17 protein-coding genes are annotated in these 20,103 nt (G+C 61.7%); 11 read left to right on the top strand and 6 right to left on the bottom strand.

What is annotated here, in order from left to right; all coding sequences use genetic code 11:
- Positions 1-23: 23 nt before the first annotated feature.
- From PVV54_RS24790 to PVV54_RS24780, 3 genes are read right to left on the bottom strand one after another with little or no spacing between them, the layout of a single operon-like run.
- Positions 24-296, bottom strand: a complete 273-nt coding sequence (locus PVV54_RS24790) for an oxidative damage protection protein (protein WP_274907714.1) — start codon at positions 294-296, stop codon at positions 24-26.
- Entirely contained in the window at positions 293-1,360 is a 1,068-nt protein-coding gene (gene mutY / locus PVV54_RS24785; RefSeq protein WP_274907713.1) for an A/G-specific adenine glycosylase, read from the bottom strand. The genes PVV54_RS24790 and mutY overlap by 4 nt, the downstream gene beginning before the upstream one ends.
- Complete coding sequence (locus PVV54_RS24780) at positions 1,357-3,588, bottom strand: AsmA family protein (protein ID WP_274907712.1); 2,232 nt, start codon at positions 3,586-3,588, stop codon at positions 1,357-1,359. Before PVV54_RS24780 ends, mutY begins: the two co-directional genes overlap by 4 nt.
- Before the next feature lie 429 nt (positions 3,589-4,017).
- On the opposite strand from PVV54_RS24780, the gene PVV54_RS24775 reads away from it, so the two are divergent.
- The 6 genes from PVV54_RS24775 to hisF all read left to right on the top strand — a co-directional run bounded on the left by PVV54_RS24775 (position 4,018) and on the right by hisF (position 8,894).
- Positions 4,018-5,676, top strand: coding sequence for an OFA family MFS transporter (locus PVV54_RS24775; protein ID WP_274907711.1), 1,659 nt, complete (start codon positions 4,018-4,020; stop codon positions 5,674-5,676).
- 178 nt (positions 5,677-5,854) lie between these two features.
- A complete protein-coding gene (gene hisB / locus PVV54_RS24770) occupies positions 5,855-6,448 on the top strand; it encodes an imidazoleglycerol-phosphate dehydratase HisB (RefSeq protein ID WP_023532883.1) in 594 nt (197 codons plus the stop codon).
- Entirely contained in the window at positions 6,449-7,087 is a 639-nt protein-coding gene (gene hisH / locus PVV54_RS24765; RefSeq protein WP_274907710.1) for an imidazole glycerol phosphate synthase subunit HisH, read from the top strand.
- Positions 7,088-7,348 (top strand): DUF2164 domain-containing protein, encoded by a 261-nt coding sequence (locus tag PVV54_RS24760; RefSeq protein WP_217886690.1) that lies wholly within the window; start codon positions 7,088-7,090, stop codon positions 7,346-7,348.
- 27 nt (positions 7,349-7,375) lie between these two features.
- The gene (gene hisA / locus PVV54_RS24755; protein ID WP_274907709.1) at positions 7,376-8,113 is read left to right on the top strand and encodes a 1-(5-phosphoribosyl)-5-[(5-phosphoribosylamino)methylideneamino]imidazole-4-carboxamide isomerase; all 738 of its coding nucleotides are present in this window, start codon (positions 7,376-7,378) and stop codon (positions 8,111-8,113) included.
- A gap of 10 nt (positions 8,114-8,123) precedes the next feature.
- The gene (gene hisF / locus PVV54_RS24750; protein WP_079226229.1) at positions 8,124-8,894 is read left to right on the top strand and encodes an imidazole glycerol phosphate synthase subunit HisF; all 771 of its coding nucleotides are present in this window, start codon (positions 8,124-8,126) and stop codon (positions 8,892-8,894) included.
- A 117-nt stretch (positions 8,895-9,011) separates the two neighbouring features.
- Here hisF and choV read toward each other — a convergent pair whose 3' ends face one another.
- The 3 genes from choV to PVV54_RS24735 form a co-directional block, all read right to left on the bottom strand.
- Positions 9,012-10,190: a choline ABC transporter ATP-binding protein gene (choV, locus tag PVV54_RS24745; protein WP_274907708.1), complete on the bottom strand. Its 1,179-nt coding sequence runs from the start codon at positions 10,188-10,190 to the stop codon at positions 9,012-9,014.
- On the bottom strand, positions 10,187-11,035 hold the full coding sequence (gene choW, locus PVV54_RS24740; RefSeq protein WP_274910495.1) for a choline ABC transporter permease subunit: 849 nt from the start codon (positions 11,033-11,035) through the stop codon (positions 10,187-10,189). The genes choV and choW overlap by 4 nt, the downstream gene beginning before the upstream one ends.
- A gap of 81 nt (positions 11,036-11,116) precedes the next feature.
- Positions 11,117-12,064, bottom strand: coding sequence for a choline ABC transporter substrate-binding protein (locus PVV54_RS24735; RefSeq protein ID WP_274907707.1), 948 nt, complete (start codon positions 12,062-12,064; stop codon positions 11,117-11,119).
- 441 nt (positions 12,065-12,505) lie between these two features.
- On the opposite strand from PVV54_RS24735, the gene PVV54_RS24730 reads away from it, so the two are divergent.
- The 5 genes from PVV54_RS24730 (at position 12,506) to PVV54_RS24710 (ending at position 20,102) form a co-directional block, all read left to right on the top strand.
- Entirely contained in the window at positions 12,506-13,882 is a 1,377-nt protein-coding gene (locus PVV54_RS24730; protein ID WP_274907706.1) for an L-serine ammonia-lyase, read from the top strand.
- A 463-nt stretch (positions 13,883-14,345) separates the two neighbouring features.
- Positions 14,346-15,452, top strand: a complete 1,107-nt coding sequence (gene gbdR / locus PVV54_RS24725; RefSeq protein ID WP_274907705.1) for a choline metabolism transcriptional regulator GbdR — start codon at positions 14,346-14,348, stop codon at positions 15,450-15,452.
- 158 nt (positions 15,453-15,610) lie between these two features.
- Positions 15,611-16,102, top strand: coding sequence for a sigma-70 family RNA polymerase sigma factor (locus tag PVV54_RS24720; protein ID WP_274910494.1), 492 nt, complete (start codon positions 15,611-15,613; stop codon positions 16,100-16,102).
- Between the two features lie 88 nt (positions 16,103-16,190).
- Positions 16,191-17,153 carry a FecR family protein gene (locus PVV54_RS24715; protein ID WP_274907704.1) on the top strand — a complete coding sequence of 321 codons (963 nt, stop codon included), beginning with the start codon at positions 16,191-16,193 and terminating at the stop codon, positions 17,151-17,153.
- A 120-nt stretch (positions 17,154-17,273) separates the two neighbouring features.
- Positions 17,274-20,102 (top strand): TonB-dependent receptor, encoded by a 2,829-nt coding sequence (locus PVV54_RS24710; protein ID WP_274907703.1) that lies wholly within the window; start codon positions 17,274-17,276, stop codon positions 20,100-20,102.
- The last annotated feature ends 1 nt before the right edge of the window (position 20,103 follow it).

Below are 20,103 nucleotides of genomic sequence, written 5' to 3'. Positions count from 1 at the left end.
TCCGTCGCTTACGTTTCATGGGGTCATTCGGAGGGTGGAACGTAGCCATCCGCCTGGGCGTATTCTTCGCCAGCGAAGAACTTGTCCATCTCGCCCTGCAGGTACTTGCGGTCCTCGCCGTTCATCATGTTCAGGCGTTTTTCGTTGATCAGCATGGTCTGGTGTTTTTGCCAGTCGGCCCAGGCTTTTTGCGAGATGTGTTCGAAGATGTCCTGGCCCTTGGCGCCGGGGTAGGGCGGGCGGTCCAGGCCTGGGAGTTCTTCTTTGTACTTGCGGCACATCACGGTGCGGGTCATCGGGCTTCTCCTGCAATCAGTTCGTCGGCCGCGCGTTTGAGCAGCTTCTTGACCGGGGCAGCAAGGCCCAGGCGCGGCGGGGTGGCGAGGTTATACCAGAGCCAGTCGGCCTCGGCCACGTGCTGGCCGACGGGGTCGACGCGTACCAGCCAGGGCTCGATCGCCAGCTGGAAGTGGCTGAAGGTGTGGGTCAGGCCGTCAAGGGCGCGGCTATCCGCCAGGCGCAGGCCGTGCTGGTAGGCCAGGTCGTCGAGCTGCGCGATGTCGTCCAGCTCGGGCAGGCTCCACAGGCCACCCCACAGGCCGCTGGACGGGCGGCGGTAAAGCAGAATGGCGCCTTCGTGGTTGGCCAGCAGCGGCATCAAGGTGCGGCGTTGCGGCAGCGCCTTGCGTGGCTTGGGCTCCGGGTAGCGGGTTTCTTCGCCATGCAGGTGGGCTTCGCAGCCCTGCTGCAACGGGCAGATCAGGCAACTGGGCTTGCTGCGGGTGCACAGCGTGGCGCCCATGTCCATCATGGCCTGGGTGTAGTGGTTGGCGCGCTGGAGCGGGGTGAAGCGTTCCGCCGTGGCCCACAGCTGGTTGGCAACCTTGGGTTCGCCGGGGTATCCGGCCTGGGCGGTATAGCGGGCCAGCACGCGCTTTACGTTGCCGTCGAGGATCGGTGCGCGGATGCCCATGCTGATGCTGGCAATGGCGCCCGCCGTGGAGCGGCCAATGCCGGGCAGCTCGGTGAGTTGTTCGACGCTGCGCGGGAACTCACCGCCGTACTGCTCGACCACGATCTTTGCGGCCTTCTGCAGGTTACGGGCGCGGGTGTAGTAACCCAGCCCGGTCCACAGGTGCAACACCTCGTCTTCGGGCGCTTCGGCCAGAGCCTGCACGGTTGGCAGGGCCTGCATGAAGCGGTCGAAGTAGTTGAGCACGGTGCTCACCTGGGTCTGCTGCAGCATGATTTCCGACACCCAGACCCGGTAGGGGTTGATACCCTGTTGCCAGGGCAGGTCGTGCCGGCCGTGCTGGTCGTACCAATCCAGCACGGCGCTGGAGAACTGCGCGGGGCTCATCGGTTGAACAGCCCCTTGAGCGCGTCTTTGAGTTCTGGGCTCACTTTGTCTCCGAGTTTTTCATCAATCTTGTCTTTAAGGCGGTTGCCGGCGAGTTTGGCGGCAACTTTGCCCATGCCTTCCTGGTCCAGGCGGCAGGCTTTGGCGCCAAGTTCCAGCGGGCCACGGCAGCGCAATGGCACTTCAACGCCCACATAGCGTTCGTTGACCTGGCAGGCCGGGTCGGGCATGGCGCGCTGGTCACCTTCCACCACTACACCCACGTTGTAATCCATACCCAGCACGCGCAGGTCGAGGTCGCCATTGCCGTTGACCGTAAGGCCCGGGATGCGGGCCTTGAGGTCAGGGTTGCTGGCAACACCGTTGCGTACCACCAGGCTGCCGCGCAGCTCCTGGAAGGGGGTGTCCTTGCCGCGCGGTTCGCCGCTGAGCGATTTGCGGTTGAGGATGGCGATGGCCTGGCAGAGTTGCTGCTCCAGGTTGGCATTGACCAGCACACCGTCGTTGATGGTGAAGTTTGCGCTGCCGTTGAGGGTGTCGACCAGTGCCTTTTGGCTGTTGCCGGTGGCGGTAAGGTCGCTGTTCAGGGTCAGCAGGCCTTTGACTGGCGGGGTTTGCTCCTTGCCTTCGGCCTTGATGAAGTGCTCGACCGGCACCCGGTTGATCTTGGTGTTGACGCCAAGTTGCGGCACGGCAGGGCGCACATCGACAGTGCCCTTGGCTTCGAAGGTGCCGTCGTAGAGGCCTCCGCGCAGGGTTTGCAAGGTGATCAGGCCGCCTTGGCCAGTGGCTTGCAACTGGGCATCGGTAATGGGCAGCTTGTCCAGTGTCAGCGAACCGAAGGCCACATCGGCCTGCAGGTCGAGGGCGCGCAGGCGGTCTACCGGCAGTAGCTTGTCGTTGCTCCAGGCCACTTGGGTCGGGGCGTTGGGCAGCGGGGTGCTGCCTGCACCGGCCACGGCGCTGGCTTCCTGTTGTTGCACTTCAGCCTGGCGAGCTGCAGTGGCGCCCTTGGCTTCTTCGCTTTTGGCCGGCATGTAGCGATCTGCGTCGAACTTGTCGCCTTTGAGCTGTATGCGCAGGGCTTGCTTGGCGAAATCTTCCACGGCAACGCGGCCGCTGAAGGTGCTTTCGTCCAGTTTCACCGCCAGGTCCGCCAAGGTCAGGCTGTTCGGTGTGCCTTGCAGGCGGGTCACCAGTTCCAGCTTGCCGAAAGCCGCCGGGTCATTGGTGGCGGGCAGTGGGCGGCCGATGCCGTCAAGGAAGGTGCGCAGGTCGAACTGGGCTATAGACAGGCCGCCGCTCAGTTGCGGGGTTTTGTCCAGCTCGCGCAAGTTCAGCTCGCCGAGTGCGCGCAATTGGTTGGCCGAGACTTTCAGGCCGTTCCATGACGCCACGTTGGCTGCCATATCGACCAGCAACTGGCCCTGGGCACCAAAGGCCACGGTTTTGCCGCCGGTTGGCTCGCCCGACGTTTCGCCCGTCAGGCGCATGTCTTCAAAGTTGTAGCGTTTGAGCTTGCGGTCGAAGCGCAGCTCGCCGGCCAGTTCGGTGCGTGCTTTGATGTTTGGCTGGCTGGCACTGAGGAAGGCGCTGGCCTTGAGGGCGATATTCGCGCCTTCATGGACCGGGCCTGTGCTCAGTTGGATGCTTTCGGCGCTGTAGCTTTTGCCGTTTTGGGCATCGGTGTACTGCACGCGGGCGTTGTTTACGGTCAGGCTGTCGATGTCGAGCTTGACTGCGCGTTCGCTGCTGCTTTCTTCCGGAGCAGGGGCTTGCGCGGTGGGTGGCGTGGCCGGAGTGCCGGCTTCACCTGTTGGCGGCAGCGGTTTGCCGATGTCTTCCCAGTTGCCGTGGCCCTGTTCGTCGCGGGTCAGCGTCAGGTTCAAGCCTTCGACGCGCACATCGCTCATTTGCACTTCGCGGCGCAGCAAGGGCAGCACGCGTACCGACAGGCCGAGCATCTGCAGGTCGGCGAACGGTTCCGTAGGTTTGTTCAGTGTGGCGATGCTGGCATCGTGCAGCTCCAGGCCCAGCCAAGGGAACAGGCTCCAGCCGATATCGCCATTGAGCGTCAGCTCGACATGGGCCTTGTCGCGCGCCAACTGGCGGATCTCGTCTTTATAGTCGTTGGGATCGAAGAGGTGGGTCAGGGCAAAGCCCAGCGCCACGATGATCAGCAGCAACCCGAGAAGCCCCAGTCCCAGGATTTTGCCGAAGGCTTTCATGGGCGAGTCCTTGTAGTCCGTTGTATGAAATTCGAGCGGCTGAGTATAGCGCCGCACGGGTGGGCCCTGCTTATCCGACAAGCGATACAAGGCATTTCTGACGTTTCGGGGTTTCGACAGTTGTGGGCTGGGCAGTTCCGTTTGGGTTTGCTGCGCGGGCCTCATCGCGGATAAATCCGCTCCTACAAGGACCGCGCCGGCCTGTAGGAGCGGATTTATCCGCGAAGAGGCCCGCACAAACAACGCAGAAATACCGATTCAGCCAAGCAAAAAATAACGATATCAGATTGCTTTCATTGCACGTGAAACTGGTAATCTTGCGCCGCTTTGCGGAGCGCCGCGACCGATTGTCGCGGATGTTGGCAGAAACGGCCGAAGAGTCGGGCATTCAATCCGCGCGCATCGTCTACCTACAAAAGGATCGAATCCATGAGCAGCACAATCACGGCAGGAGCGGTCGCCAGCGCGCCGAGCTTCCTGTCGAAGGAGCGCATCATTGCCCGCCCGGGCTTCAACCGTTGGCTGGTTCCGCCGGCAGCACTGGCCATCCACTTGTGCATCGGCATGGCTTACGGCTTCTCCGTATTCTGGTTGCCGTTGTCCCAGGCCATCGGCATTACCGCGCCGGTCGCCTGTTCGCCAGACATGGGCTTCATCGCCAAGCTGTTCACCGCTGAGTGCGACTGGCCGATTTCCATGTTGAGCTGGATCTACACCCTGTTCTTCGTCTTCCTCGGTTGCTCGGCGGCAGTGCTGGGCGGCTGGCTGGAGCACGCTGGCCCACGCAAGGCCGGCCTGGTTTCGGCGCTGTGTTGGTGCGGCGGCATGCTGATTTCGGCCATTGGTGTGAAAACTCACCAACTGTGGCTGATGTGGCTGGGCTCTGGCGTGATCGGTGGCATTGGCCTGGGCCTTGGCTACATTTCGCCGGTTTCTACCCTGATCAAGTGGTTCCCGGACAAGCGTGGCATGGCCACCGGCATGGCGATCATGGGCTTTGGCGGCGGCGCCATGGTGGGTGCACCTCTGGCCACCGCGCTGATGGGCCACTTTGGCAGCGAGCATGAAGTGGGCGTATGGCAGAGCTTCGTGGTGATGGCGGCCATCTACTTCGTGTTCATGACCGCTGGCGCCTTGGCGTACCGCGTTCCGCCTACTGGCTGGAAGCCTGAAGGCTGGACTGCGCCGGTCAAAAAGGCCAACGCCATGGTCACCGACCGCCACGTGCACGTGAGTGTTGCCTGGAAAACCCCGCAGTTTGCGCTGATCTGGCTGGTACTGTGCCTTAACGTTTCGGCGGGCATCGGCATCCTGGGCATGGCTTCGCCGCTGTTGCAGGAAGTGTTTGCCGGCAAGTTGCTGGGCAACGAACTGAGCTTCAGCGAGCTGAATGCCGCACAGTTGGCGCAAATTGCCGCCATTGCTGCGGGCTTCACCGGCCTGTTGAGCCTGTTCAACATCGGTGGGCGATTCTTCTGGGCGTCGTTCTCGGACTACATCGGCCGCAAGAACACCTACTTCGCCTTCTTCGCCCTGGGCGTCGGCCTTTATAGCCTGGTGCCGAACATGGGCCACCTGGGTAACGTGGCGCTGTTCGTGGCGGCGTTCTGCATCATTCTGTCGATGTATGGCGGCGGGTTTGCCACCGTGCCGGCCTACCTGGCCGACCTGTTCGGTACGCAGATGGTTGGTGCCATCCACGGTCGCCTGCTGACAGCCTGGGCTGCAGCGGGTGTATTGGGCCCGGTGTTGATCACCTACCTGCGTGAATATCAGCTTGCGGCGGGTGTTGAGCGTGCGGCGGCTTACGACATGACCCTGTATATCCTCGCGGGCCTGCTGGTGCTGGGCTTTATCTGCAACCTGCTGGTGCGCCCGGTGGCCGATAAACACTTCATGACCGATGCCGAACTGGCTGCCGAGCGTGCGCTGAGCCACGACAAAGGTGCCGATGGTGCGCGTTCGCTGGAGTGGCACGCTGCGCCGGGTAGCCTGCCGCTGGTGCTGGTTGCCTGGGCTGTGGTGGTGATTCCGCTGGCTTGGGGGGTGTGGATTACCCTGCAGAAGACGGCGGTGTTGTTTCACTGAGGCTTAGAAGCTGGGGGCGCTTTGCGCCCCTTTCGCGACACGAGGCCGCTCCTACAGGAGGTTGCGATTTCCTGTAGGAGCCTTTTGTTCCAGTGCCATATGTCATCCGCGTTTCAAGCTGGCGCGTCTTGGGCCTATAATGATGCCCTTTTCGCCCAATGATTTTGCGGAGCTGGTGATGGTCGAACGTAAGGCTTCCGTCGAGCGCAATACCCTGGAAACCCAGGTCAAGTGCTCGATCAACCTCGATGGCAGTGGCAAGGCCCGATTCGATATCGGTGTGCCTTTCCTTGAACACATGCTGGACCAGATCGCCCGTCATGGGCTGATCGATCTGGATATCGAGTGCAAGGGCGACCTGCATATCGACGATCACCATACCGTCGAAGACGTCGGTATCACCTTGGGCATGGCGTTCGCCCAGGCCATTGGCGACAAAAAAGGTATCTTCCGCTACGGCCACGCCTACGTGCCGCTGGATGAAGCCCTGTCGCGTGTGGTCATCGACTTCTCGGGCCGCCCCGGCCTGCAGATGCATGTGCCGTACACCCGCGCCAGCGTTGGTGGCTTCGATGTGGACCTGTTCCAGGAGTTCTTCCAGGGCTTCGTCAACCACGCCTTGGTGACCCTGCACATCGACAACCTGCGCGGCCACAACACCCACCACCAGATCGAAACCGTATTCAAGGCTTTCGGCCGCGCGCTGCGCATGGCCGTTACCCTCGATGAGCGCATGGCAGGGCAAATGCCGTCGACCAAAGGGTGCCTGTAAATGCAGACGGTAGCCGTAATCGACTATGGCATGGGCAACCTGCACTCGGTGGCCAAGGCGCTTGAGCATGTCGGCGCCGGCAAGGTGCTGGTTACCAGCGACGCGGCGGTAATCCGCGAAGCGGACCGCGTGGTATTCCCTGGTGTGGGCGCGATCCGCGACTGCATGGCCGAAATCCGCCGCCTGGGCTTTGACAAGCTGGTGCATGAAGTCAGTCAGGATCGCCCCTTCCTGGGCATCTGTGTGGGCATGCAGGCACTGCTGGAGCACAGCGAAGAGAACCAGGGAGTCGACTGCATCGGCCTGTTCCCGGGCCAGGTGCGCTTCTTCGGCAAAGGCCTGCAAGAAGATGGCGAGCACCTGAAAGTGCCGCACATGGGCTGGAACGAAGTCGGCCAGACCATCGACCACCCGCTGTGGCACGACATCCCGGACCGCGCGCGTTTCTACTTCGTGCACAGCTACTACATCAATGCCGGCAAGCCGGGCCAGGTGGTCGGCCGTGGCCACTACGGCGTCGACTTCGCTGCCGCGCTGGCTGATGGCTCGCGCTTTGCCGTGCAGTTCCACCCGGAGAAGAGCCATACCCATGGCCTGCAGTTGCTGCAGAACTTCGTTGCCTGGGACGGGCGCTGGTAAATGAGCCGATCGAAGACCAAGGCCCCGGTCATCACCCTGGCCCCCGAGCAGGAGCGCGAGGCGCTCGACACTTTGAAGCGCTTTCTTGAAGACCGCTTCGAGTTGCAGCTTGGGTCGTTTGAGGTGGCCGAGGTCCTCGAGCTGTTCAGCAAAGAAATTGCACCCCATTACTACAACAGGGCGATTGCCGATGTTCAGCTGCACCTCAAGGAGCGGTTCGAGAGCATCGAAAGCGATCTGTGGGCGCTCGAGAAGCCCTGAAACCCTAAGAACAGACAGGTTCCCAAGATGCTGATTATCCCCGCTATCGATCTGAAGGACGGTGCTTGCGTGCGCCTGCGCCAGGGCCGCATGGAAGACTCCACGGTATTTTCCGATGACCCGGTGAGCATGGCTGCCAGGTGGGTCGAGGGTGGCTGCCGCCGCCTGCACCTGGTTGACCTGAACGGCGCTTTCGAAGGGCAACCGGTCAACGGTGAAGTGGTTACCGCCATTGCCAAGCGCTACCCGAACCTGCCGATCCAGATCGGCGGCGGCATTCGCTCGCTGGAAACCATCGAGCACTACGTCAAGGCTGGCGTCAGCTACGTGATCATCGGCACCAAGGCGGTCAAAGAGCCTGAGTTCGTGGCCGAAGCGTGCAAGGCCTTCCCGGGCAAGGTCATCGTTGGCCTGGACGCCAAAGACGGCTTTGTTGCCACCGACGGCTGGGCCGAAGTCAGTGCCGTACAGGTTATCGACCTGGCCAAGCGTTTCGAGGCTGACGGCGTGTCGTCGATCGTTTACACCGACATCGCCAAAGACGGCATGATGCAGGGCTGCAACGTGCCTTTCACCAAGGCACTGGCCGAAGCCACCAAGATCCCGGTCATCGCCTCGGGCGGCATCCACAACCTGGGTGACATCAAGGCCCTGCTGGACGCCAAGGCCCCCGGCATCATCGGTGCAATCACTGGCCGTGCCATCTACGAAGGCACCCTCGATGTCGCCGAGGCCCAGGCCTTCTGCGACAACTACCAAGGCTGAGGACTGAACCATGGCACTGGCCAAGCGCATCATCCCTTGCCTGGACGTGGACAACGGCCGGGTGGTCAAGGGCGTCAAGTTCGAGAACATCCGTGATGCCGGTGACCCGGTGGAAATCGCCCGCCGTTACAACGAGCAGGGTGCCGACGAAATCACCTTCCTCGACATCACTGCCAGCGTTGACGGCCGCGACACCACCCTGCATACCGTGGAGCGCATGGCCAGCCAGGTGTTCATCCCGCTGACCGTGGGCGGTGGCGTACGTACCGTGCAGGACATCCGCAACCTGCTCAATGCCGGTGCTGACAAGGTGTCCATCAACACTGCCGCGGTGTTCAACCCGGAGTTCGTGGGCGAAGCTGCTGACCGTTTCGGTTCGCAGTGCATCGTGGTCGCTATCGATGCCAAGAAGGTTTCCGGGCCGGGCGAAGAGCCGCGTTGGGAAATCTTCACCCACGGTGGGCGCAAGCCGACCGGGCTGGATGCGGTCGAGTGGGCGAAGAAGATGGAAGGGCTCGGTGCTGGCGAGATTTTGCTGACCAGCATGGACCAGGACGGCATGAAGAATGGCTTTGACCTGGGTGTTACCCGCGCCATCAGTGATGCGCTGGGGATCCCGGTGATTGCTTCGGGTGGTGTGGGTAACCTGCAGCATCTGGCGGATGGGATTCTGGAAGGGCATGCCAGTGCGGTGTTGGCGGCGAGCATCTTCCACTTTGGTGAGTACACGGTGCCGGAGGCGAAGGCCTACATGGCTTCGCGCGGGATCGTGGTTCGCTGATTCGTTGATTGGGGCTGCTTTGCAGCCCATCGCGGCTAAAGCCGCTCCTACAGGAGAGCGCGTACCTCTGTAGGAGCGGCTTCAGCCGCGATGGGCCGCACAGCGGCCCCAATGGCACTACCCGTGCGTCTTGCCGAGCAACGCGTGATACAGCTCGGTATCCCCCAAAATCCCCACCACCTTGTCGTTATCCTGCAGCACCAGCTTGTTGCCAGTCTGATAACGAATCTGCAGCGCCTCGCGCATGCCAATATCGGCGTGCACCACGGTTGGCCTGCGCTCCAGCAGCTCTACATCCTGCCCCGGTGCCCAGTTCTGCATGTCCAGCCCGTTCTGGCCTTGCCGCGCGCGTTTGAGGGCGCCACCTTCGCCAAGGTCCAGCCACGAATCGATGCCTGGGTCCAGGCACACCGAGCCATTGACCCGCTTGCAGTTGTCCAGGCTGCGCATCAGGCTGCGGCCGCACAGCACGTTCAGCGGGTTGGTGTGGGCGACGAAGGTGCGCACGTACTCGTCGGCCGGGTTCAGCACGATTTCTTCGGGGCGACTGTACTGGATGATGCGCCCATCTTTCATGATGGCGATGCGGCTGCCGAGTTTGAGGGCTTCATCCAGGTCGTGACTGACGAATACGATGGTCTTGTTCAGTTTGCTCTGCAGGGTCAGCAGTTCGTCCTGCAGGCCTTGGCGAATCAGCGGGTCCAAAGCCGAGAACGGTTCGTCCATCAGCAGGATATCGGCATCCATCGCCAGCGCCCGGGCCAGGCCCACGCGCTGCTGCATGCCGCCGGAGAGTTCATCCGGCTTCTTGTTGCGCCACTGGGTCAAACCCACCAGCTCAAGCTTTTCGTCCACCAGCTTGCGCCGCTCCTTCTCGGGGCGGCCCTGCATCTCGAGGCCAAAGCTGATGTTCTCGCGCACGGTTAGCCACGGCATCAGGGCGAACTTCTGGAACACCATGGCGATACGCTTGGTGCGCATCATCTTCAGTTCTGCCGGGGTGCAATGGGCAATGTCGATATGCTTGCCTTCGTGCTCCACAAACAGCTTGCCGCGGCTGACGGTGTTGAGGCCGTTGATGCAGCGCAGCAGGCTCGATTTGCCCGAACCGGACAGGCCCATCAGCACGCAGATTTCGCCTTTCTTGATGTCGAGGTTGGCCTTTTCGACACCCACGACCAAGCCGGTCTGCTTGAGGATCTGCTCGCGGGTTTTGCCCTGATCGAGCAGCGCCAGCGCCTCACGCGGTTTGTTGGAGAAGATGACGTCGACGTCTTCGAAACGAATGATGCTCATGCCTCACCCCTTACCGGCAGTTCCGGTTGCTTGCAGATACGGTCGAGCATGATTGCCAGCAGCACGATGGCCAGGCCCGCTTCGAAGCCCAGAGAAATATCAGCGGTGTTCAATGCGTTGACTACCGGTTTGCCCAGGCCATCAGCACCCACCAGGGCGGCAATCACGACCATCGACAGCGACAGCATGATGCACTGGGTAACCCCGGCGGCAATGCTTGGCATGGCATGGGGCAGCTCGATACGGGTGAGCAGTTGGCGGCGCGAGCAGCCAAAGGCTTTACCGGCGTCCATCAGCTCTTGCGGTACATCGCAGATGCCCAGGTAGGTCAGGCGGATTGGCGCGGCGATCGCGAACACCACCGTGGAAATCAGCCCCGGTACCACGCCCAGGCCGAACAGGGTCAGGGTAGGGATCAGGTAAACGAAGGTCGGCACCGTCTGCATCAGGTCCAGTACGGGGCGCATGGCGGTGTAGAACATCGGCTTGTGCGCCGCGAGAATGCCCAGCGGTACGCCGATCACCACACACACCACGGTGGCGAAGGTGACCTGCGCCAGGGTCTCCATGGTTTCTTGCCAATACCCCAGGTTGAGGATCAGCAGGAAGGAAAGCGCGACAAATATTGTGAGCGCCACTTTGCGCTGGATCAGGTGCGCGAGGGCAGCAAACAGGGCAATCAGGACAAACGGGTTGAACCAGGTCAGGGCGCTGGTGACCCCATGGATCATGAATTCCAGGCCTTGGGCGATGGCATCGAAGTAATTGGCGCCGTTCTGGGTCAACCATTCGACAAATGAGGCTATGTACTGCCCCAGGGGTATTTTCTGATCGATAAGCATGATAGCGAGCTTCCACCTGCAAAGATTGAAATCAGTCCGGGGCAGGCACGGTCCTGCCCCGCGGTGTTGCCTTGGCGTCTTGCGTTATTGCGTCAGTTTGGCCTTGGCCGCCTCCAGGCCGGGTTTGCCATCCACGGTGTTCACGCCAGCCAGCCAGGTATCCAGCTTGCCTGGGTTGGCCTTGAGCCATTTCTTGGCGGCGTCTTCGGGCTTCATCTTGTCGTCCAGGACATAGCCCATCATGGTGCTTTCATCCTTGAGGTCGAACGACAGGTTCTTCAGCAGCTGCCCGACGTTGCTGCACTCCTGTGCATAACCCTTGCGGGTGTTGGTGAGCACAGTGGCCTTGCCGAACTCGGGGCCGAAGAAGTCGTCCCCACCGGTCAGGTACTGCATCTTGAAACGGGTGTTCATCGGGTGTGGTTCCCAGCCGAGGAACACGATGGCTTCGCCGCGCTTCTGCGCCCGGTCGACCTGCGACAGCATACCGGCCTCGCTGGACTGCACGATCTTGAAGCCTGCGTCTTTCAAGCCGAAGGCATTCTTGTCGATCATGCTCTGGATGGTGCGGTTGCCATCGTTACCCGGCTCGATGCCGTAGATCTTGCCGTCCAGTTCCTTCTTGAACTTGGGAATGTCGCTGAAATCCTTCAGGCCCTTGTCGTACAGCGCCTGGGGCACGGCCAGGGTGTATTTGGCGTTTTCCAGGTTGGCGCGAACGGTTTCGACAGTGCCGGCGTCGCGGTACTGCTTGATGTCGTTCTCCATGGTCGGCATCCAGTTGCCGAGAAACACGTCCAGGTCTTTGCCGGTGGCCAGCGACTTGTAGGTCACCGGTACCGAGATCATGGTGGTGTGGGTTTTGTAACCCAGTGCTTCAAGCACAACGCTGGTGGTTGCGGTTGTCACGGTGATGTCGGTCCAGCCGACGTCCGAGAAGCGTACCGTCTGGCACTGCTCGGGTTCGGCGGCCTGGGCCAGCAACGGTGCAGCAAGCAACGCAACCAGCAACAGCGAGGGTGAACCTTTCATGGATGGACTCCTGTGATTTTATCTTCGGGTTCGCGAGGGCTGCCGGGCTTTCTGAGGGTCCGGTCAACCAGGCCTGCAGAGGGCAGGATGCGAGGCCGTGCAATACGAGTCGCTTTCGATAATCCTCCAGCGCCGGGCAATCGCCTATGGGTGGAGTCGTATCCAGTACGGAACGGGTCGCTTCCAGTACGGGCAATGTCGCATATGGATTTTTCCACCCCTGTGGCCGCATTTTTCCGTCACTGCACCGCCAGAAAGCGGCGCGCGGCTGGCTAAAACTGCGCGGCGCTGGCGGACAAAACTACGTCGGTTGCAGACGGCGAGAGGGGGCGTAAAAAACCGATGATGCGTGCATTCGTGGCGGCTCGCAGCTTCAGCCTAGCAGTTGCCCCGCCCTGCGCATGGCGCGCAGAGACAAGCCCAGCAAGAGGTGAAGCGACAATGGCCATCAGCGTGTTCGACCTGTTCAAGATCGGTGTCGGGCCCTCCAGCTCCCACACCGTTGGCCCCATGCGTGCTGGCGCCTTGTTCGTCCAGGGGCTGCGTGAGCGCGGCGAGCTGGAGCAGGTGAAACGGATCGAAGTGCGGCTGTACGGCTCGCTGTCGGCCACGGGTATTGGCCACGGCACCGACAACGCCACCATCATGGGCCTGATGGGTGAATGGCCCGACGCCATTGACCCTACGCAGATCGTGCCGCGCATCGCCGACCTGCGCGAAACCAACGTCCTGCAACTGGACAGCCGCCTGCCCATCGAATTCGTGTGGGCCCGCGACATGCTGCTGCTGGACGAGAACCTGCCGTACCACCCCAATGCCATGACCCTGATCGCCGAAGGCGAGCAAGGCGAACTGCACCGCGACACCTACTACTCGGTGGGTGGCGGCTTTGTGGTGGATGCCGCGCAGGCCGCCAGCGGGGTGCTGGACGCCGACCAGACGGTGTTGCCGTACGATTTCAACAGCGCCGCCGAACTGCTGCGCCTGTGCAAGCAAAACGACCTCAGCGTGTCGCAATTGATGATGGCCAACGAGAAGGTCTGGCGCAGCGAGGAAGAGATCCGCGCTGGCTTGTACAAGCTCTGGGAGGCCATGCAGGAATGCGTCAACAATGGGCTCAAATATGAAGGCACCTTGCCCGGCGGGCTGAATGTGCGCCGCCGCGCGGCCAAACTGCACCGCAGCCTGCAGGAGATCGGCAAGCCCAACGTGATCGGCTCGACCATGAGCGCCATGGAGTGGGTGAACCTGTTCGCCTTGGCGGTGAACGAAGAAAACGCGGCCGGCGGGCGTATGGTCACAGCGCCTACCAACGGCGCGGCGGGCATCATCCCGGCGGTGTTGCACTATTACATGCGCTTCAGCGATGCGGTGGACGAGTCCAACGTGGTCGATTTCTTCCTGGGTGCTGCAGCAGTGGGCATTTTGTGCAAGAAAAACGCGTCCATCTCCGGCGCCGAAGTCGGTTGCCAGGGCGAAGTGGGGTCAGCGTGTGCCATGGCAGCGGCAGGCCTTGCCGAAGTGCTGGGCGCTACGCCACCTCAAGTGGAGAACGCCGCCGAAATTGCCCTTGAACACAACCTGGGCCTGACCTGCGACCCGGTCGGTGGCCTGGTGCAGGTGCCATGCATTGAGCGCAACGCGATTGCTGCCGTGAAAGCGATCAACGCCGTGCAAATGGCTTTGCGTGGGGATGGTGAGCACTTCATCTCGCTTGACCAGGTGATCCGCACCATGCGCGATACCGGTGCCGATATGCACGACAAGTACAAAGAGACTTCACGGGGAGGGTTGGCGGTTAGCGCTATCGAGTGCTGATCCTTCCGTAAGTTTACTGGCCTCTTCGCGGGTAAACCCGCTCCCACAGGTTCGCGATGTACCCTGTGGGGGCGGGTTCACCCGCGAAGAGGCCAGCGCGTTTCTGAAGGCCGCCCTTTTTTGGGGCGCAACCAATCGTCGGATGTCGTTATCGGTGCTAGCGTTGTCGGTGACACTCAATAGTGTCGTTTCTGGGCAACTTACACTGCCCGTGTCACCAAATTGCTCAGCCGTTACCCGCAAAGGCGCTGGCTCGCCCGTTACAGCGAGCCGCCCGATGCATACGCAACCCGCGAAATGCCGAAAGAACGCGTCGTTTTTGGTTTTTTTTGGATGACCGTTCAATTTCCGGCACGGCGTTTGCGTTGAGATTGGCAAAGCCCCTGCATAGTGAACCGGGGCCATAACAAGAAATCAGTGCCCGCCTGAGGCACACCCTGCATTTGTGTGAGGAGAAATCGCGATGACGTCGTACACCTCCGGGAATCCAACCCAGAACCGCACAGCCCCACAGTCCATCGGATTTCTCCTTTTGGACAATTTCACCCTGATTTCCCTGGCATCGGCCGTGGAGCCGCTGCGCATGGCCAACCAGTTGTCTGGCCGCGAGCTGTACCGCTGGCATACGTTGACCGTCGACGGCGGCCAGGTGTGGGCCAGCGATGGCCTGCAAATCACCCCGGATGCCGCAATCAACAATGCACCACCGATCGACACCGTGATCGTCTGCGGTGGCGTGGGCATCCAGCGTTCCGTTACCCGTGAGCACGTTACCTGGCTGCAGGCCCAAGCTCGTCAGTCGCGCAGGCTGGGTGCCGTGTGCACCGGCAGTTGGGCCCTGGCGTGTGCCGGCTTGCTGGACGGCTTTGATTGCAGCGTGCACTGGGAATGCCTGGCTGCGATGCAGGAAGCCTTCCCGCGGGTGAACATGAGCACCCGCCTGTTCACCCTCGACCGCAACCGCTTCACCAGCTCTGGCGGCACCGCGCCGCTGGACATGATGCTGCACCTGATCAGCCGTGATCACGGCCGTGAACTCTCGGCGGCGATCTCGGAGATGTTCGTGTACGAGCGCATCCGCAACGAGCAAGACCACCAACGCGTGCCGCTCAAGCACATGCTGGGCACCAATCAGCCGAAGCTGCAGGAAATCGTCGCGCTGATGGAGGCCAACCTCGAAGAGCCGATCGACCTGGACGAACTGGCGGTGTACGTGTCCGTTTCGCGACGCCAGCTGGAGCGGCTGTTCCAGAAGTACCTGCACTGCTCGCCGTCGCGGTATTACCTGAAGCTGCGGCTTATCCGCGCACGGCAGCTGCTGAAGCAGACGCCAATGTCGATCATCGAAGTGGCGTCGGTGTGCGGGTTTGTGTCTACGCCGCACTTTTCCAAGTGCTACCGCGAGTACTTCGGCATTCCGCCGCGTGATGAGCGTGTGGGGTCCAATACCGCGCAGCAGGTGGCGATGATGCCGATTCCGCAGGCCATGACCCTGTCGCCGCATAGTGGGCCGATGGCGGCGTTGAGCCAGGCGCGTAATGAGTCGACATTTGCCAGTGTGAGGATCTGATACCGAGTCGCCTTCATCGCGGATAAATCCGCTCCTACAGGTGCTCCCCGTGTAGGAGCGGATTTATCCGCGATGAAGCTGGCACAAACCTACCTGTTGATAATGATTCTCGACAACAGGTAACATCGCCGCCCCCGAATCGCTTGGCATACCACCCCGTGGCGGACGACAAACTTCAGCTCTACCTGGCCCACCGGTCGGCACTGGTCGAATACGCCGCGCCGATCGTGGGTTGTCGTGCCCGCGCTGAAGATGTGGTTCAGGAAGCCTGGCTGCGTTTCAGCCGCCAGGACGATGCCGCCGACATTCGCCACCCCGCCAGCTACCTGTACCGCATCGTGCGCAACCTGGCGCTCGACCAGACGCGCCGCACCGCCACGGAAAAAGCCCAGCCCGGCGGCGATGAGCTGTTGGCCGACCTGCCATCGAGCAGCGCGTCCCCCGAACAGACGGTCACCCAGCAAAATGAACTGGCTGCCATCAGCGAGGCGCTGGAGTCGCTGCCCGAACGTACGCGGCTTGCCTTCGAGATGCACCGACTGGGCGGTTTCACCCTGCAACAGGTGGCCACACACCTGAATGTGTCGGTCAGCCTGGTGCACCAACTGGTACACGACGCGTTGCGCCACTGCATGGAGCGGCTGGAGTGAAAAATCACCTGGCTAGCGCGTCTTTTGCTCAACCGGTCGACTCTGTGCGACCCTTCGCGCCCCCGAGCCCCCTGGAGACTTGCCGGACATGACGTCAGCAGACCCTGCAGCCAGCCGCCGCGACCAGGCCCTGGACTGGCTCCTGCGCATTCAGCAGGCCCCGCACGATGCACAACTGCGCGCCGAGCTGGCCCAGTGGTGCGCCAGCGATACAGCCAATGCCGAGGCGTATGGCAAGGCCGAGCGCGTGTGGCGGCTGACTGGGCAGGTGGCGCCTACCACCGCGGCGCAATGGCCAGAGCCGCAATCTGCCAAGGTGATTGAGTTGCCGGTACGCAAGCAGCGCCGTTGGTGGCTTGGTGCCGCCGTGGCAGCTTGCTTGATGGTGGCGCTGGCGCCATCGCTCAGCCTGCGGTTGCAATCGGATTACCGCACAGCTGACGGCGAGACCCGCAGCATCACGTTGGCTGATGGCAGCGTGGTACAGATGGACGGTGATACCGCAATCGCCGTGGATTATTCCGCCGGCCATCGTGATGTGCGCTTGCTGACCGGGCAGGCATTTTTCGAAGTCGCCCCCGACAAGAACAAACCGTTCCACGTGCGTGCCGATGGGTTGCGGGTGACAGTGACCGGTACGGCGTTCAACGTGCAGTTGCGGCCGGGCAGGGTGGGGGTGGATGTGCAGCATGGCTCGGTGCGTGTTGAAGACCAGGCCCATGTGCTGGCCGCCGCGCTCACGGCCGGGCAACGTCTGCGTTACGTGGACGGGCAGGCGCAAGTGCAGGCCTTCCAGCCTTCCCAAGCTGCTGCTTGGCGCCAAGGGCAGTTGATTGCCGACCGCACACCGGTGCGCGAGCTGGTGGAAGAGCTGGCGCGCCATGTGCCGGGCAAGGTGCTGCTGCGTGATGAAGCGTTGGGTAACAAGCGCGTCACGGGTGTTTATGACCTGCTCAAGCCCGAGGCAGCCTTGCGAGCGGTCATCACACCGCACGGCGGAAAAGTGCACAGTTATGGCCCTTGGCTGCTGGTCCTTGAAGCGCCAAGATAATTTTTTTCATTTTTTTCTGAAAATCCCCTGACATCTCCCGTCTTCTTCCCCGCGCGCAACAACTGATATCGATTCGTATTCATTTTTGCAGCCCGGCGGTGGCCGGGGCGGGGACGTGGGATGACTGAAACAACAAGCCGTAAGCCGCGCCCAGCGCGGGGTTGGTCGTTGCGCCTGAAAGTTGTGCTGGGCAGCAGCCTGTTGGGCCTTGGCTGCATGCCGCATGCTCCGTTACTGTTAGCGGCCGAAGCCCCCACGCAACTGGCGCAGGTACACGCCTTCAACATTCCGGCCCAGAGCCTGGCCGCCGCGTTGATCGCCTTCGGCCAGCAAAGCAGGCTGCAGATCAGTGTCGATTCCCAGTTGCTCGAGGGTGCCCAAAGCAACCCTGTACATGGCCAGTTCAGCAGCGAGGCGGCCCTGTCTCGTCTGCTCTCCGGTAGCGGCCTGACCTGGGACGCGGAGGGTGATGTGGTCAACCTGCGTCTACTGCACAGCGAAGCCGATGACGGCCCGTTGGAGCTGCACGATACGCTGGTGCTGGGGGATACCGAGGGTAATGGTTACCTGGGGGCGACCGTCATCAGCGGCAAAGCCATCCGTGCCTTCCCCGGTGCCAACGGCGACATCACCACGCTGCTGCAGATGCACCCCAGCGTGCAGTTCTCCGGGGCGCAGAAAAGCTCCAACACGCCTGGCGAAATCGACCCCGCCGACATCAGCATCAACGGCGCCAAGTTCTACCAGAACAACTTCATGATCGATGGTATTTCGATCAACAACGACCTGGACCCCGGTGCCCACGGCTACAGCGAGAACCGACAGTTCGACGCCGCGCCAAGCAACCCTCACGGCATTGCTCTGGACGCTGACTTGCTGCAGGAAGTGAAGGTTTACGACAGCAACGTGCCAGCGGAATACGGCGGCTTCAACGGCGGCGTGATCGATGCCATCACCCGCCGCCCGAGCAAAGACCTGCACGGCAAGTTTTCCTACGGCATAAGCCGCTCGGAATGGACGCGCTATCACATCACCGAGCAGGATCAGGAGAGTTTCGACAACTCGTCTTCCGAGCAATACCAGCCCGAATTCGAGAAAACCACCCTGCGCGGCATGCTCGAAGGCCACCTGACCGACAACTTTGGCGCGATCCTAAGCTTTTCCCAGCGCCGCTCGGTCATCCCGCTCAACCGCTACGACAACGGCTACACCAGCCCGAACGCCGACAGCAGCGAAGACCAGACCCGGCAGCTCGACAACTACATGCTCAAGACCTACTGGGACGTGAATGACCGGCTCACGCTTGAGGGTTCTTTCATCCAGGCGCCGCAAGAGAATGTGTTCTTCCGCGAGAACTTCCTTAACTCCGGGTTCACCAACAAGAACGGCGGCTGGCAAGGCTCGCTGAAAGCGATCTGGGAAGGCGACCAGGCGCGCTGGACCCATACTTTGGCGCTGACCAACCTCTACAGTTCACGCGAGTCTGACGAGACGGACACCGTGCTCTGGTACTACTCCGAGGCCAAGAATTGGGGTAACCCGAGCAGCAACACCGCGCGCAGCGGCGAGGGTGCATTCGGTAATCTCAACCAGACGCAGCGGGGCGTCGACTACACACTCAAGGGTGAGTGGCAGACCTTCGATATCGCTGGCGCCAGTCACAGCTTTACCACTGGCCTTGAGTTGTCGCAGCAGCGTGCAGTGTGGGAGCGCGAGCAAACCGGGCAGGGCGTAACCACATTCACGCGTGACAATGGCACCAGCTGCGCTGGCAGCGACCCCTGGTGCTCGGTCAGCCCGCTGCTTAACGGCAGCAGCCGCCAGTGGGGTAAAACCCGCACCCAGTACAACGCCGGCAAGATCGACCTCACCGAAAACGCCTATGCCTTCTTCATCGATGACCAGATGCAGATCGGCAAGCTCAGCCTGCGCCCCGGCCTGCGTTTCGAGGGCGACGACTACATGAAGCAGAAGACCGTGTCGCCGCGCTTTGCCGGTGACTACGACTTCTTCGGCGACCGCAGCACCGTGCTGGTCTTCGGCGCCAACCGCTACTACGGGCGCAACCTGTTCAAGTACCGCCTCGCCGACGGCCGCCAAGCCTTGAACACTACCTACACCCGTACCAGCCAGACCGGTGAGTGGGTAGGGCGCCAGGTGCTCAACACCAACCGTTTCTCGGACATGAACATCCCCTACGATGATGAGCTGATGCTTGGCCTTGAGCAGCGCTGGCTGAACACCGACTTCCGGCTCAAATACGTGCATCGCAAGGGTAACGACCAAGTGGTGCGCACCTCGTCGCGGGTACTTGGCCTGGACGCGCTCGATGACTACCAGAGCATCTACTACACCTACGTCAACGCAGGCTCCAGCGAGAGCGACAACGTTTCCCTGACCATCACCCCGAATCAGACTTTCCGTGTGCTGGGCAGTGTCACCAGTCTGCAGGTGGCGCTGGACTGGTCACGCAGCAAGAACGCCTACAGCACCTACGAGAGCGGCTTCAGTGAGGCCGAGTATGCCGATGACGACGTGATCTACGATGGCAAGCGCCTGGCCTACAGCGAGCTGCCAGCCAGCGACTTCAACCGCCCGTGGACCGCTCGCCTGACCACCATCACCGAAATCCCGGCCTGGCACCTGAGCATTAGCAACTTCTTCCGCTACCGCGGCGCTTACGAGCAGATCATCGACACTGGCCTTACCGAGGATGTTGATGGTGAAGCCTTGCGCGTTTACGACACGGCATCGGTTGCAGCCGCGCCGACGTGGGACATGCGGGTCAAGTGGGAGATCCCCACTGCTCGGGACCAAGCGCTGTTCGTGGCGGTGGACGTCACCAATGTCACCGACAAGGTCAACCCTATCGTCAGCAACAGCAGCACCGCTCGTACCACCTATGAAATTGGCCGCCAGTACTGGCTGGAAGTCGGCTACCGCTTCTGAT

The organism is Pseudomonas sp. PSKL.D1, assembly GCF_028898945.1.
Classification (GTDB): Bacteria; Pseudomonadota; Gammaproteobacteria; order Pseudomonadales; family Pseudomonadaceae; genus Aquipseudomonas.
Note: the sequence above shows the minus strand (reverse complement) of the source record. Positions and strands in the feature narration are given on the sequence as shown.

Bases quoted from the DNA above. Each gene is read 5' to 3' on its own strand.
- hisB (WP_023532883.1), top strand. From the start codon at position 5,855: ATGGTCGAACGTAAGGCTTCCGTCGAGCGCAATACCCTGGAAACCCAG.
- PVV54_RS24710 (WP_274907703.1), top strand. From the start codon at position 17,274: ATGACTGAAACAACAAGCCGTAAGCCGCGCCCAGCGCGGGGTTGGTCG.
- mutY (WP_274907713.1), bottom strand. From the start codon at position 1,360: ATGAGCCCCGCGCAGTTCTCCAGCGCCGTGCTGGATTGGTACGACCAG.
- hisA (WP_274907709.1), top strand. From the start codon at position 7,376: ATGCTGATTATCCCCGCTATCGATCTGAAGGACGGTGCTTGCGTGCGC.
- hisF (WP_079226229.1), top strand. From the start codon at position 8,124: ATGGCACTGGCCAAGCGCATCATCCCTTGCCTGGACGTGGACAACGGC.
- PVV54_RS24730 (WP_274907706.1), top strand. From the start codon at position 12,506: ATGGCCATCAGCGTGTTCGACCTGTTCAAGATCGGTGTCGGGCCCTCC.
- PVV54_RS24735 (WP_274907707.1), bottom strand. From the start codon at position 12,064: ATGAAAGGTTCACCCTCGCTGTTGCTGGTTGCGTTGCTTGCTGCACCG.
- choV (WP_274907708.1), bottom strand. From the start codon at position 10,190: ATGAGCATCATTCGTTTCGAAGACGTCGACGTCATCTTCTCCAACAAA.
- gbdR (WP_274907705.1), top strand. From the start codon at position 14,346: ATGACGTCGTACACCTCCGGGAATCCAACCCAGAACCGCACAGCCCCA.
- PVV54_RS24715 (WP_274907704.1), top strand. From the start codon at position 16,191: ATGACGTCAGCAGACCCTGCAGCCAGCCGCCGCGACCAGGCCCTGGAC.
- PVV54_RS24760 (WP_217886690.1), top strand. From the start codon at position 7,088: ATGAGCCGATCGAAGACCAAGGCCCCGGTCATCACCCTGGCCCCCGAG.
- PVV54_RS24775 (WP_274907711.1), top strand. From the start codon at position 4,018: ATGAGCAGCACAATCACGGCAGGAGCGGTCGCCAGCGCGCCGAGCTTC.
- PVV54_RS24780 (WP_274907712.1), bottom strand. From the start codon at position 3,588: ATGAAAGCCTTCGGCAAAATCCTGGGACTGGGGCTTCTCGGGTTGCTG.
- PVV54_RS24790 (WP_274907714.1), bottom strand. From the start codon at position 296: ATGACCCGCACCGTGATGTGCCGCAAGTACAAAGAAGAACTCCCAGGC.
- hisH (WP_274907710.1), top strand. From the start codon at position 6,449: ATGCAGACGGTAGCCGTAATCGACTATGGCATGGGCAACCTGCACTCG.